Consider the following 15,060-nt stretch of genomic DNA (forward strand, 5'->3'; position numbering starts at 1 on the left):
ATGAGACGTATATTGCTTGCAGAAGACGATCTGGACGACCAGCAAATTTTCAGCGAAGTGATCCAGGACATAAATCGAAACATCGAACTGATTATCGTGGGCGATGGCGAACAGGTTCTTACGGCCCTCGAGCGCATGGAGAATGATACTAACCTTCCTGATTTGGTAATTCTTGATCAGAACATGCCGCGACTTAAGGGTAGCGAGACTATTAAACTCATTCGTCAGGAGGCAAGATACGGTTCAGTAGCAACTGTGATCTATTCGACCTATCATGACTCCAGGTTCATAGAAAGTTGTAAGAAGCAGGGAATTGAATTGTTTTTGAAGCCCGATACATACGAGGAGTTGAAAACACTGATTGGAAGGATGATTGATACATTTGGAAGAAAGGATTAAGCGTATCCGAACTTTTTCTTCAGAAAGTCAAGGTTATCTTTATAGCTGGTCACGACGTCACTGTTCTGTGGTCTTCCGCCTTCGATCTGCATCCAACCTGAGCCAATGAAATCCATTGAGTTCAATGTGTCACATATCCTGGTCCAGTCCATGGAGCCGTTACGAAGAAGACTTCCGTTTTCTTTCATGTGAAGCTCGCAGATTCGGTCCTTTCCAAGCAGCTTCAATTCCCCAATGACATCATAGCCGGCGTCTGCTGAGTTCCTGAAGTCGTAGTAAACCTTCACGTTAGGTGAGCCGACGCTGTCGATGATGTTAATTAATTCCGGTGCGCTCAGGTAAGATTCAATACCAAGAACGATACCCTTCGCTTCGGCTTTGGGAGCAACCTTTTTTAGTTTGCTGATAACGGTAGCCATCCCGTTGGGATCATTTCGAAGGTCACCTTTGTCAAAGAAAGCAAGTAGGATCACGCTCACACCACAGGCAACGGCCACGTCGATGGCGTCGGACACCCATTGATCAGTTCGGGGATCGGTCTTGTATGGAACGCGATTCATTTCAGCAATGGCAATGCTCGAGATGCCTATCCCGGTTTGCTTCGATGCTGCAAGAAATTTGTTAAGCACATCGGGTCGTCTGAGGTGAAGATCATTTTCGACATTGCCCAGGTTTAATTGTACTCCCTGCAATCCGATTTGCTTTGCTATGACGAATGATCCCGGATCACTACTCTTTCCAAGCGACCAATCGCAGGCGCTGATCTTGATAACGGATTTGGGCCCACCAAAAGAAGCTATTCCAGAGGCGGCCAGCGCTGTCAGCATAGCCGACGTCTTTAGCCATGTGCGTCGCGAAGAATTCATTTATGCAATTGCTTAATCCAATATAGGGATTGCATTGCTCAATTCAATATCGCCGCTTAAGATTGGTAACAACTACACTAACTGCCCCGTCGTTGAACAATCGCTGTGTTCCTGTTAATTCCGTGCTTTAAGAATTCCTCGTCTGGATTGTGCGATGAATTCCACGATTTGTTCTCTGGCAGGGGATGGCTGGAGGGAACTGCAGATGTACTCCAGTGCAGCCGTTGTGTTCATATTTTTCCTGAAGATGATATTATAGATTTCCTTCAACTCATCAAGCGCTGCCTGTTCAAATCCCCGGCGCCTGAGTCCAATGGTGTTGATCCCGGCATAGGAAAGCGGGTCCCTGCCAGCAATGATGTACGGAGGTACGTCTTTCACAACCTTGCTTAGGCCACTGATCATCACGTGCGAACCAATTCTGCAAAACTGGTGTACGCCACTAAGGCCACTAATGTTGGCATAGTCACCAATAGTGACTTCGCCGGCAATACCGGTGCTAAATCCGATAACGCAATGATTGCCGATTACACAATCGTGGCCAATGTGTGCTCCTGCCATGATCAGATTGTCGCTACCGATGCGGGTTACGCCTTTTGATTTAGTTCCTTTATTTATAGTAACGAACTCATGGATCCTGTTGCGATCACCAATTTCAAGGCGAGTATATTCGTTCCTATACTTTAGGTCCTGCGGTGTTCCGCCTAGAACGGCGCCCGAGTGAACGACGCAGTGACTCCCTATGCGCGTGCCGTTGAGAAGAGAAACATTGTTTCCAATAATCGTATTACTGCCAACGACAACATCATCTTCAATAGTAGTAAAATTGCCGATCTTCACGTTCTCACCGATAGACGCGCAATCGCCGATTGCAGATGTTTCTAAAATCATACTGCAAAGCAAGCACCAATCAGCGAGGCATTTCTTGACATTACGTCAAATAATCGAACTTCGGATTCTGCTAAGCGTTTCCTGGCTCACATTTAGAAGCGACGCAATGTACTTTTGTTTTGCCCGCTGTATGATCAACGGAAATTTGTCCATTAGGTAAAGATATTTGCCCTGACTTGAAAGTGGCCCAAAGGTGAAGTGGAAGTCGTCAAACGCTGCGATTGAGCACCTAAGGAAAGTAGTATGAAATTTCAGAAACAATGGATATTTAAGCAACTCCTGTTCTGCAGTGTAGGTTATGGAGAACACAGAGGTATCTTCACATGCCTGGATGTATTCCTTCGATGGTAGTTGACTAAAGTAGCTTGCAATCGAAGTGATCCAGTGTTCGTCATGATATAGCCAGGTCGTTATGTCTTCGCCGTCGCTAAGCCGAAATCTTCGTGCCAGCCCAAATTTGATAAAATAGATCTTAGAGGTGACTTTCCCTTCCTCGGCCAGGAAATCATTTCGCTTTAATCGCTCTTCCCTGAATGCGTTCTCAACAGCAGTTTTCGTCTCAGCATCGAGGGGTTGGAATCTTTCTATGTAAGTTATAAGCTCTTTCATCGGGCGTATCAATTTAGAAAAAGCCTGTGAAAAAGAAACCAGGTCGTCAGTTCACCGGCTATTCTTGTATTTATAACTGGTTCGCGGCTTCATAAACAATTCAATTCATTAACTTGATTCAAGTTGATGCTTTCATGATTATAAGAGGAATCCTCATCGCTCTCCGCCATGCGTCCAGATATAAGATATACACCTTGATCAATCTGGGGGGGCTGGCAATCGGGCTGTCGGCCTCAATCATTATCCTCCAGTATGTTTACGAGGAGTTTTCCTACGACAGATTTCATCGATTATCGGAGAATGTCTATCGCCTGAACACCATAACGCAATCTCCTTCAGGAGCCCTGAGTCAGGCTGCAGCGACCCCGTTGCTTGCCCCAACTCTGATGACAGACATTCCCGAAGTTGAAGCGGCCGTAAGGCTGCGTCACGCGGACGACGTTATTGTTGAAGTCGGTGATCGCAAGTTTTATGAGAATCGTGTTTTCTTTGCTGATTCCAATTTTTTTAAAGTGCTTACATTTCCACTGGAAAAAGGCAATTCGAATACAGCACTTCAGAGGATAAATACTGCAGTCATTACTTCCGAGTTTGCTACCAAATACTTTGGAAAGGATGATCCCATAGACAAGACGTTGGTGGTGAATGGTCAGCTGTTGCAGATCACAGGTGTATCCTCTGAAACGCGTAAGTCGCATTTCAGGTTTGACATACTCGTTTCATTTGAAACGTTTACTCCTCCTAGAGGTATACCGCTCTCATTGGAAAGCTGGGCCTGGACCTCGTTTCCGACTTACGTACGACTGCGCGAAGGTGTCGATGCAAAAAGTGTTGAGGCCAAGTTTCCCGGTTTTATTGGCCGTTACCGGTCTTTGGAGGACGCCAAAAAGATCAGTTACCAACTACAGCACATAGATGATGTTTATCTGCATTCCCGCGACATCCTGGAGCGCGACGGCATTTCAACAAAAGGCGACTATCGGTATACGATGGGATTACTCGCGATTGCTTCACTAATATTCATTATAGCCTGCTTTAATTTTGCTAATCTGTCTACAACACTTTCGATTAATCGAATGAAAGAGGCAGGTGTGAAGCGTACGCTCGGATCTACCAGCAAGGGTATTTTCATGCAATTCGTTTGTGAATCTCTGTTGCAGGCAACGGTAGGCTTAGTGCTCGCTGTAATTATCCATCTGCTTGCCGTGATTTCCGGATTGATTCCAAATGTTAGTCTTTCATCCACACTTGCGCTTCACCTCCGGTGGATTCCTGTTTACCTGGTAATCGTTTTTTTGATTGGCCTCCTGGCGGGAGTTTATCCCGGGATATTTCTGGCAAGCCTCAGCGCTCGCCAGGCACTAAAAGGGAGAAGTGCACTTTCCAGGGGCAGGCGGAAAATGTCCTTCAGAAAGGCGGTGATAGTTTGTCAGTTTTTTGTAACAACGGTTCTGATCGCTGCTAGTATTGTCGTGAAAAAACAGATGGACTTTGTTCAGGCAAAACCACTTGGATACAACAAGGACGGTATTATTGTTCTGCACCTTCCAGACAAAGAAATGAGAAGGCATTATCCAACAATCAGAACGAAAATAATGCAGCATGAGGAGATAGTTAGTGTTTCGGCGAGCCGCGATATGTTCGATGGGCAACAAGGGAATACCGACGTCGTGGAGGAAGGCAGCTCCGAGGAACCACAAATGATCAGCATGTTCAGAATGTATCCCAATTTCATCGAGACGATGGGAATCAAGGTAGTGGCCGGAAGATCATTTACTGAACCACTAACTGACAGCACGTCGTTTGTTTTGAACGAAGCCGCTGTTAAGATGTTAGGATGGAGGAATTCAGATGCCCTTGCCAGAAGACTGCATTCGTATGGGCAGACCGGAAAGGTTATTGGCGTAGTGGAGGATTTTCACTTCGCCAGTCTGCATACAGTAGTAGCACCGTTGATTATGCTGATCCCCAAAACGAAAGTGGAATACCTCTACATTCGTATAGCGCCTCATAAGCTGAATGAGGTATTGGGCAAAATCGAAGCAGATTGGCGTGAGCTCGTTCCGAACCTGCCTTTTAACTTCGTCGTGCTTGATGAACATGTCGGCGACATGTACAGACAGGAGGCTCAGTTCTCCCGGCTAACATTTTTCTTTTGCATGCTGTCGGTTGGTCTCGCTTGTCTCGGCTTGTTTGGGATCACTGCATTGATGACTGAGTCACGCGTAAAGGAGATAGGTATTCGAAAGGTTTTAGGCGCCTCCACACCCCGGATCACCGTATTGCTATCCTCAGAATTTTTATTGTTGGTAGTAGTGGCTGGTATTCTTGCATTGCCAGCTTCATCTTATTTCCTGGAGCAGTGGCTTTCAGGTTTTGCCTACAGAATAGACGTCACAAAGGATGTGTTTATAATTGCGATCTCGCTATCCACGTTTCTGGCAATTGCTTCAGTTGGGGTTAAGTCGATTTCCGCGGCAGGAACGAATCCTGTCAATTGCTTGAAGAATGAATAGACTTAACAGCTCCCTAACTCCCTTCATCGAGCGCCTTCACCCAGCCAGAGACTTACCAGAGACTTACCAGAGGTAAGACTTTTCCCTTGTTCTGCCGCTGTTTTAACGCTCTCATGCCGCTCCCACAACGCACTCACAACGCACTCACAACGCTCTCACAACGCTCTGTTGCCGCACTTCTCCCAGTCGTTCCCACACTTCTCCGTATTCTCTAGCCCAATAGCCGTTACGTCGGCCCCGAATGACCCTCAGCACACTGCCACTGTCAAATTGACATGTCGACAACTTGAGATAGACTTGACCGAACCTCAATGAACCCTTAATGAAAGGTCAATGAAACCTACGCTATATTAAATGTGGCTTACCAGATAAAGAAGCTTACCAAATTCGGGCCCTCAGTCTGTCAAAAGGTCAGTAGTTTTTGGACCCTCCGCTCCCGACTTGCGGCGCATTCAAAAAAATATCTCGTCACCTTGGAAGTGCAAACGCGATATAACCTCCCTTGAAGTTATTGTCTGGTTCCGCATTTACAGACAACACAACGTATTGCCTGTCTCCAATCGCATAGGTGGACGGTATTGAACTTGCCATACCCGGAAGCTTCTGCTCCCAAAGGATTTTTCCTGTGTTCTGATCAAATGCCCGAAACATGTTGTCGCCGGTAGACGCAATAAAAATCAAACCACCTGCTGTAGCTATACAACCACCGCGATTAAACATTCCAGAGTTAGAAATACCAAGCTTCTTCAATCTTGGATCTTCACCAAGTGGAACCTGCCAGACAATGTCGCCGGTATTCAGGTCGATGGATGTGAGCGTGCCGTAGGGTGGTGCGATAGCTGGATGCCCTTCAGGGTCGAGATAAAAGTTGTATCCGTTGAAGCCGTAGGGTTCGTTATTCTCTGGAATAGCGGCTGTCTCGAACGACTGCGTTGCAACGGTATCCTTAACATAGGCAATGATTGCAGCAATTTGTTCTTTCGAGAGGAATTTGAACGATGGCATAGGCGGGGCGCCTTTCTCCAGTATGCTTGCGATTTGGGCGTTTCTGTATTTCTGAACGCGCGTTGTAAGGTCCGGGCCGACACCCGACCCCTTCTTATCCATACCATGACAGCTGCTGCAATAGGTCCTGAACAGAACCTCCGGATTGCGCTGGTTCGCCGCACGAATTTGTTTCAAGTCAGTAAGCTTGAGTATCCAGGGCATGTCGGTAGCATTGACAAATAGCAGGTTCGTTGCAGGGTTTACAGCCGCTCCGCCCCAATTTGATCCGCCGTGTGCGGTGGGCAGTATTATTGAACCATCAATAGAAGGCGGCTCATAAATACCAGTTTTGTATTTGTTTTTAGTAATCTCGTCCTTAATCCATTGAGAAGAACGTCCGAACAGCTCCTCGCGATAGCCCTGACGGGCGAATGGTGGATTTGCAGGTAGCGGTTGGGTTGGCCATGGTTTCTCCCCTGGCATTCGGCTTACAGTATCTACCGGAACTTCATTGACTTCAAATAGAGACTTGCCTGTCTCACGATCGAACAGGAACAGGTAACCCATCTTGGTCACAAGAGCAACAGCATCGACATCTTTACCATCGCGCTTTACAGTAACGAGGTTGGGCGGTGAGCCATTGTCTCTATCCCATAGATCATGATGCGTGGTTTGATAGTGCCAGATCCGTTCACCTGTCTTTGCATTTAGCGCCAGTAGACAATTGGCAAACAGGTTTTGACCAGGGCGATCTGCACCATAAAAGTCAAAGGATGGTGAAGCCGTAGGAACAAACACAATGCCTCGCTTTTCGTCGAGGGCCATACCCGCCCAGCAGTTAGCCCCACCGTTGCGACTACGGGGGTCGCTTCCCCAGGTATCTGCTCCGTATTCACCAGGCTTGGGGATCACATGAAAAACCCACGCCAGCTTTCCCGTATTGATATTAAATGCCCGAATGTCTCCTGCTATTGATGGAAGTTCGTCTGGCACCTTACAACCCACAATGAACAATTCATTATTGAATACCACACCAGGTGCATTGGTTGAAACAGGCACACGAGTACGCATCGAATCCGGAACTTCAAGACCTTCATAAAAATCAACACGTCCGTTTTTTCCGAAGTCTGATATCAGACTACCATTTTCAGCATTGATAGAATACAATGTACCGCCTGAAACAAGTAGTATCCGGTCGGGATTGCCTGGATGGTAAGTTATTCCCCGCGACCAGTTTGGAATCGATGATGTATCCGGTTCAAACTCCCACAACAGTTTCCCCGTGCCGGCATCAAGCGCAACAAGTTTGTTCGATGGCATCAATCCGATCACGCGGTTTTTCATCATAACCGGGTTGAAATACAGCCCCCCACCTTCAGCGCTGTCTTCAAACCTCCATGCCTCTTTAAGCTGACTAACATTCGAAGTATCAATCTTCGACAAAGCCGAGAACTTGTTATTGGTGGCATCGTGCCCGAACGTGGGCCAGCTGTTTGGATCGTTAGCTTTTTCGGTGCGACAGCACATCAGACATGCCGCCGCCAGAACCAAAAGGAGTCGAGATATTTTCATGAAATTCGTATTCACAGTTATGTGATATTGAAGTGCCTGACCGTTTAGACACACTACGAATTTAGAAGGAATGTTCTTAAAAGGTAATACTAATAGTTTGGGTTCGATGCGTTGTCATCAGGATCACTATCAGGAGTATCAGGATTGACATATGCGCTGCAATCCAGGCTTGCATCCAAACCATCCTCGGGTCTTTTGAAGGCGCCCTTCTTGTATTCCAGGCTACGATCAGCGTATACGCGCTGCATGTATCTTGCCCAGATAGGCCGAGCAGTATTCCCACCCTGGCCTAAGCTCCATGTCCGATAATGAATAGATCGCTCATCTCCACCTACCCATGCTCCGGAAACGAGGTTATGAGTGATACCCATATACCAGCCATCGGAGGCGTTTGTGGTTGTGCCTGTCTTTCCACCAATCTCATTTTCAGACTTAAGATCCTCCGGCAGTGCCCTTGATGATCCACCCTCTTCTTCAACGCCACCCATAAGCATGTAGACCATTTTGAATGCGGTTTGTTCACTTACGGCCTGACGAATCTTTGGAGTAAAGTTTTCCAGCACGTTGCCATTCTTATCTTCAATCCGTGTAATATAAAACGGCTGAGTGTGGATACCGCTATTAACGTAAGCGCTATACGCGGCAACGAGCTCGTATAGAGAAATGTCGCTAACACCCAAACACAGCGATGGAACTGGATCGAGCTTACTGGTGATCCCCATGCGATATGCAAAGTCCACCACGTTTTCGATGCCGACCTTTTGCATCACCTGCGCCGTGATTGTATTTAATGAACGTGCCATCGCCCGTCGCAATGTATTTGGCTGCCCGTCGCCGCGCGTGCCGTCAGAATTGCTAGGTGTCCACGTATCTCCGTTGGAAAGCTTGAAAGTAGGAGAGATGTCCAGCAAGGTGAGACATGGTGAGTAGCCATCTTCTATCGCGCGGCCGTATACAAATGGTTTGAAGGTTGAACCCGGCTGGCGCTTACCCTGCTTGACATGATCGTATTTGAAGTACTTATAATTCACGCCACCCACCCATGCTTTGACAGCACCGGTCAATGGATCCATCGACATAAAACCCGATTGCAGGAAACGCAAATAATAGTTGAGTGAATCCATCGTGCTAAACAAAGTATCGCGCTCGCCTGTATAGGTAAATACCCACATCCGCTTTTTCTTGTTGAGCATAATCTTAACAGAATCATTCTTTTCTCCGTATCGCGCAACGAGATGCCTGTATGCATCTGTCTTTTTTACCTTCGTCTGCAGAAAACCCTGGATTTCATTTCCGTTTTCATCGATCCATGGTTTGCGTCCATTTAAGTGACTGTTGAAAGTCACCTGCTGTTGTTTCATTGATTCAAATACCGCCTCCTCAGCGTAGCGCTGCATACGACTATCGATAGTAGTATAAATTCTCAACCCTGACTCTTCAAGATCAATATTTCTCAACCTCGCCCATTTCAAAAGATCGGTCTTAATTACAGCGCGGAAGTAAGTCGCGAGACCAGCATTCTGATTGCGCAGTCTGTACTTTGTTTTAATCGGACTGCTAATCAGTGAGTCATACTTTGCCTCACTTTTGATATAGCCATAATCGAACAGCTTGGCCAGGACCTGATTTCTCTTTCTTGATGCATTTTCAGGATTGTCGATCGGGTTAAATGTATAATTGCCCTGCAACATCCCAACCAGAACGGCGGCCTCTGAAAGAGTAAGTTCATGAGGTTCTTTATTGAAGTATGTTTCTGCAGCCACCTTTATGCCATAAGTCGTTCTGCCGAACGGCACGGTATTGAAGTACATGGCAATGATTTCTTCTTTGGTGAGGTTCCTTTCCAGCTGAATGGCGATGATCCATTCCTTTGTTTTACTGACAAGGACATGCAATGGCCCTGGGAATTTTACCGAGCCTGACAATTCTTCGCCGCGGGTATCGAATAGATTTTTGGCTACTTGTTGTGAAATTGTGCTGCCGCCGCCTTTAACACCTGCCCTGAATGTAAAAATTCCATATAATACCCGAATGTAGGAATAGAAATCGAGACCGGAGTGTTCATAGAACCGATGATCTTCGGAGTGAATCAGCGTATTGATAAGATCAGGAGAAAGCTGATCATAGCTTACCTGACTCCGGTTATAGCGATAGTATCGCCCGAGTGAGACACCATCTGCAGAGATTATGTCGGACGACAAATCGTTCTCCGGATTTTCAATGCTCTTGGTGCTGGGTAGTCCTCCGAAGATGCCGAACAGATCATTACTTACTGCAAGAACATACATAGGTAAACCAAACACAATGCATATGAATCCAATCCATATCGCCCGAACACCTCTCTTAAACCAAATGTTCCGTCTAAGGAGAATGCTTGTCTTGTCCTGATTTTGAGCGTTATGACTGCGCTCGTTAGAGATGTTCATGGGGTGAGAGGACTGAGGCTACTGTAACGGTGGGTAATATGCGTGGTTGTATTAGAGACTTAATACGAATTGCCCTTGCGACGGCCGATCTATTCCCTTGGTCCGCCCTCATTTCAAATTTATAAACAACGTAGAAGAATATATAACCGTCTTCTGAAATTTCGGTTCTGATGCCTGCATTGTCGGTAAATAACAGCGGCAAATGCGACTTTCCAAAAATTGATGCTTAATCCTCTTTCGCGTAAAAACTTGCTGCTCGCAGAACGTTAGGTACGTACCGTAAGCGTTTGTCCTTTTCCAAGTACCAAAGGCTCCGGAAAGCGTATCCGGACAAATGAATTTTCCAGTGCGGATTCAATTCGTACTGGCACATTATCCAGCGCAACAGTTAGGCCCTTCAGGCGGTCGGACTTAAGCAGGAGATTGTTTAATACCAGCTTTCCGTATTTCAAGTCGAGGTGATGATTGTGCTGCTTCCCTTCTTTTGTATGCGAATAAGTTCCCCATCCCTCTGCACTCGTGAAGGCAGCTTTGAAGTTGTCTTTATTTAATTTAGGATCGAAGCCAATGCTGCCGGAAGGGCCGTGGTAGGTGAAGCCGCAAGCCGTAATATAGGTTCCGTAGCTTGCCATCGCTCGTGCGTAATGATCACTGCACTCGACTTCATTGAATGGATTTCGTTTGGCCGCATGGTACCGATCATGGATCGCTCGCGTAAGTATCAAAGACTCCTCTGCCATTCCCTCTGCCATCATATGAGCGGCAACCTGGTGCTCAAAGCCACTCATGCATTCATGAAAGTATGTCACCTGCCAGGCATCCTTAACTCCATACGGTACTTCTTCATTCTTTGGATTCGTGTTCATGATCATGCCTCCTTCACCTGCAAGTGCATAAGGTCTGCCACCGTGATGATCCTTAAGATAAGGCCCAACATCCGTTGTAAAATTATATTTCCAAAGTGCCTTCAGGGCAGACAGCGTTTTCGTTTTGTCTAGTACCCGGCCTAATCCAACCTGATGTGCCCAGCTTTGACCGTAGACCTGGTCTATATGGCAGGTGTTGTAAGACCCGATAACTGTGCGGCCCTTTTGCGCATCCGGACGATGAATGAAGTATTCTCCATTGTACAGATGTTTTTCCATGTTAGCCATTCCGTTGGAAACATAGACTTTACATTTTGTTGCAAAGGCTTCGTCATCCATTTCTTCAGCCATCCGCTGGCCAGCTTTCACGGCCGTTATAGTAAGGCCTACAATCCAGGCAATCTCACCAGGCCACTTGGCATCAAGCGTGTTCTCCAGCTGAGTGTCAGTCATTCCATCACCGTTCGTGTCCTGGGCCAGCAGGAATTCAAGAGCATGCCTAATCTTTGGCCAGCTCCGCTTGAGAAAGTTGTTATCGGCACTCATCTGATGCTCACGGAATATACCCAGTATTCTGCCAGCCTGACCGTCAATGGCTGGCTGCGTGTCGTACTCGCCCCGAAAGCCGATGTGTCCATCATCATGAAACGCCAACCCCAGGTCTACCCGCTCTCTCGTATCACGCTCAAGCGAAGGAAAAATTCGTCCAACGGCCTGTGCATATTGCCATACGTGGTTACAAGTGCCCGGGCAACTTCCAACGCCTTCCCAAGCATAGAACCTTCCGGATTGAAAACGATGCACCGTCGTTGTCGACAGCGTTGAGATGTTCAGAAAGGTTCTTTCAAGAAACCAATACGGAAGCGTGCTCTGATCGTACCAAGTGTCGCACCAAGTCTTTGTCTCGCCCGAAAGTCGTTCAAAATTGGAGCGAACATATTTTATTACTTCATAGGATGACTTGAATTGATTCGCGTAGTAACGTCCACCTTCCTTCTTAATGAGTTCGAAGGAGAGGTTCGGGAAATACCAGGCGATACCAAAATCCAGAGAAAGCGATTTACCCGGCAGCACTGTTACCGAATTCCCTACCGTTGCTATCGCCTTCCGTTGCTCGATTTTTGTCTTGGCAGCATTTTCTCTATCAAACAACGATGAATTGATATCCATCGACGCGTCTGCATTGACTTTCGCTCCATCGTTAAAAGAGGCAATGCAGAAATTTCCGTAGTCGCCCGCCGAGCTAAAGGTTTCGTCTACCCAGTTGTAACTATTCGATGTTCCCATCACGCCAATAAATCCTTCCCCCTTCACGCCCTCATTCACCCGAAAGTACTCCTGGCTATCAGCACTGTATATGCTCGACTTATTTTCAAGCCAGCCGGTAAGGGTAACGTTGGCCTGCGACGGTGTCTTGTTTTCTATCGTAAAGGAAAGAATGGAAACTGGCAAGCCTGAGTCTTCTGCATTGAGAGGAATGAAGGGAGAGTAAGCACGGAGAGTAATGGAAAATGGAACGTTCTTATCGACGTAGCGCACTGTCGCCATTGGATATGTTGCTTCGAACGATACTTCTTCCCAGTCCTCGGCCTGGAGTCTTTTGATAATCGTCTTTCCTTCCGATTCAATCCTGATGGCAAATCCCTGTTCCAACGGGCGAACATCTTTTACCGGTTCAACATAGTTGGCGCCGTCAAATGGTCTTAGAAAGTCGAAGTTGAATTGGATCTTTTCATGCCACTTCACATTCTTATAGACAACGCCTGTTTGATTCTTGTTAAATACATCCCACAGCCAAAGCCGTCCGTCGCCGCCGAGATACACGCAACCACATCCAATTCCTCCAACGGGCATTCCAATAAAGTCAAGTTCATTCTTTGACTTCAAATACGTTGTCGCCTTTCCTCTTTCAAACAGGCTGTTAATCCAGGCCTTGTCAAGTTTCTTTTCAAGTATTGGATCGGCAATGACGGGCGTGGCCCGGAGAGGCAGCTGTGTGGAAAGCAGGCCAGCGGCAATCAGGCCTGACTGGCGCATGAAGGTTCGGCGTTTGATGGGCATCTTACAAATCGAATGGTTGCTGATGCCTCAATATAGCTTAAGTGAGCGGAAATTAAGTTTGCTTGTCTGTCCGCGGCAGCATATACTTCCCAATGGTAGCAGGAGGTGCAAGCGGCAAACCACGCCAGCGAAGTGCGCTTTTACTTTACTTTTAGGGTCACGTTCCGGGAGTCAATCGTCTTTCGGCCGCTTATCCGAAGTGCTGTATCGAAGTAGTAACCATTTTCGATCTTTCCCATGGTATTGAAGTTCAGTGCAAAGCCCTCGAATTCTTTGTTCTTTGTCAATTGATATTTCTGTGCTTTCCCAAGCGCATCAATTTCCTGTACCATAGCCATGGCGTTATTGCTCGTGAACACGGCGACCTCATCATCGTCAACAGCCTTTGCCAGATTTTTCGCGTCATCATTGTAAACAAACAATAATTTATCCCCGGAACTTACGAGTAGATGGCCCGCCATACCTGGCATCGCACTTTGTTTCTTGTGTATCGTACGCGACCATAGGGCCGATCCATCTTTCCTGAAGGAAAATACAAATGCATTGAAAGAGTGTTGTACTCCATACTTTTCCTCCATCACAACGGCTTCAATTGAAGCGACAAGTCCACCATCTGCGCCGGCAAGGACATTCATCACGTTCCATTGACGCATATCGAACAGATTGGCATTTGACATTTTTCGAAAGTCAGCAGGCATGTCGCCCGAACCAATCTTCTCCAGCGCTTGTGCTTTTAAGTTGATATGGTCGACGTAGTATTTGATTTCGATTTCCTTCCCTTTTTCAGTTTCATTCAAACCGACAAAGTATGGATCGACACCATGAAGTAGTTCGAGCTTCGTACCAAAGTTAACGCCCGTGGCAAGGCCCGGCTCAAAAGTCTTCAAGACCTTTGTTTGCCAATTGTATGCAAATAGGACCGGCTTCGGATCTCGACCGTTTTGATATTCGACGAGTGCATAAAGATTTCCGGAATTGTCAACGCTTATCGACTCTAGGTTGTGTTCTTTCCCGGTCACTGTCGTCTCAATCCGTTTACTCCATTGTTCCGAAAAGCTGCCGTCAATCATTTTGCAGTCAAACTTCTGGATCTCCTTCGGCTTGGGATCAAGTACTCTTGTTAACAGGAAGTACTTCTTGTCCTGTGAGGACGATACGTGTATTGTTGCCCCATAATTCTTCAGCTCGCTAAAATTGTGGATTACTGAAGGGCTTCCACTTAACTCAAAATCCGCGCTGATCTCGCTTGCATACACGGTGAATTGATCTTGCTTTATGTTTTTGATCGTGTACAGGAGGTATAGCTTCTTGTTGATTGTAATGAAGGCATTTAGAATTACCTGCTCGTTTAGGTTGCCCGCAGTAAGCTTTTTGAGCCCGGAGTATTTGAGGTAGTTATCGAATACACTGAATTGAAATGCCTTGTTTTGAAACCCGAAACCGTTGTATGCCTTTTTCAATTCCGGATCAAAGAACAAAGCGCTGGAGTATGAAAAGTTTTTGTGCGGTGTGGCAGGACTCGCCTCGGGTATTTCAACTTGCTTTTCGATTTCCTCAGTGTTAATCATCGGGCCAATCTCAATGTCTATGGATTGGCTGTAGAGCGACAATGAGGACGAAACCGTGAGGAGAAGTGCCAGGAAGAATTTCATACGTGAATATTGAATCGGCGTTTGGGGTTTAATTATCGACGCACCGTTGGTCAAGCTGCAACAGGATTTGAAAGGATGGACTTGATTGCGAAACGTCCGTTTGTGGAGGGTACTTGATAGCAAGTTTCGGGGTCGCTGGCGAACAATCATAACGGTATGCTATAGAAACATTTTCGCAACGCCGGCCGCGCATAATACTCGACCAATGATTATTG

The 15,060-nt window shown here is 46.7% G+C and carries 9 protein-coding genes; 2 read left to right on the top strand and 7 right to left on the bottom strand.

Features of this window, described 5'->3' with window-relative positions; all coding sequences use genetic code 11:
* Entirely contained in the window at positions 1-399 is a 399-nt protein-coding gene (locus WBG78_RS03830) for a response regulator (RefSeq protein WP_337325046.1), read from the top strand.
* Here the strand turns inward: WBG78_RS03830 and WBG78_RS03835 are convergent.
* The 3 genes from WBG78_RS03835 to WBG78_RS03845 form a co-directional block, all read right to left on the bottom strand.
* Positions 396-1,265 carry a sugar phosphate isomerase/epimerase family protein gene (locus tag WBG78_RS03835; protein WP_337325047.1) on the bottom strand — a complete coding sequence of 290 codons (870 nt, stop codon included), beginning with the start codon at positions 1,263-1,265 and terminating at the stop codon, positions 396-398. The two genes, WBG78_RS03830 and WBG78_RS03835, sit on opposite strands and share 4 nt — an antisense overlap.
* Before the next feature lie 114 nt (positions 1,266-1,379).
* Complete coding sequence (gene lpxA, locus WBG78_RS03840) at positions 1,380-2,156, bottom strand: acyl-ACP--UDP-N-acetylglucosamine O-acyltransferase (protein ID WP_337325048.1); 777 nt, start codon at positions 2,154-2,156, stop codon at positions 1,380-1,382.
* A 45-nt stretch (positions 2,157-2,201) separates the two neighbouring features.
* The gene (locus tag WBG78_RS03845; protein WP_337325049.1) at positions 2,202-2,765 is read right to left on the bottom strand and encodes a Crp/Fnr family transcriptional regulator; all 564 of its coding nucleotides are present in this window, start codon (positions 2,763-2,765) and stop codon (positions 2,202-2,204) included.
* 134 nt (positions 2,766-2,899) lie between these two features.
* On the opposite strand from WBG78_RS03845, the gene WBG78_RS03850 reads away from it, so the two are divergent.
* The gene (locus WBG78_RS03850) at positions 2,900-5,281 is read left to right on the top strand and encodes an ABC transporter permease (protein WP_337325050.1); all 2,382 of its coding nucleotides are present in this window, start codon (positions 2,900-2,902) and stop codon (positions 5,279-5,281) included.
* Positions 5,282-5,749: 468 nt separating this feature from the next.
* Here WBG78_RS03850 and WBG78_RS03855 read toward each other — a convergent pair whose 3' ends face one another.
* The 4 genes from WBG78_RS03855 to WBG78_RS03870 all read right to left on the bottom strand — a co-directional run bounded on the left by WBG78_RS03855 (position 5,750) and on the right by WBG78_RS03870 (position 14,845).
* Positions 5,750-7,840 (bottom strand): outer membrane protein assembly factor BamB family protein, encoded by a 2,091-nt coding sequence (locus WBG78_RS03855; protein WP_337325051.1) that lies wholly within the window; start codon positions 7,838-7,840, stop codon positions 5,750-5,752.
* Positions 7,841-7,929: 89 nt separating this feature from the next.
* On the bottom strand, positions 7,930-10,266 hold the full coding sequence (locus WBG78_RS03860; protein WP_337325052.1) for a transglycosylase domain-containing protein: 2,337 nt from the start codon (positions 10,264-10,266) through the stop codon (positions 7,930-7,932).
* A gap of 266 nt (positions 10,267-10,532) precedes the next feature.
* Entirely contained in the window at positions 10,533-13,169 is a 2,637-nt protein-coding gene (locus tag WBG78_RS03865; RefSeq protein ID WP_337325053.1) for a GH116 family glycosyl-hydrolase, read from the bottom strand.
* A gap of 164 nt (positions 13,170-13,333) precedes the next feature.
* Complete coding sequence (locus tag WBG78_RS03870) at positions 13,334-14,845, bottom strand: hypothetical protein (protein ID WP_337325054.1); 1,512 nt, start codon at positions 14,843-14,845, stop codon at positions 13,334-13,336.
* Positions 14,846-15,060 lie beyond the last annotated feature (215 nt).

Source organism: Chryseolinea sp. T2 (assembly GCF_037203685.1).
GTDB lineage: Bacteria > Bacteroidota > Bacteroidia > Cytophagales > Cyclobacteriaceae > Chryseolinea.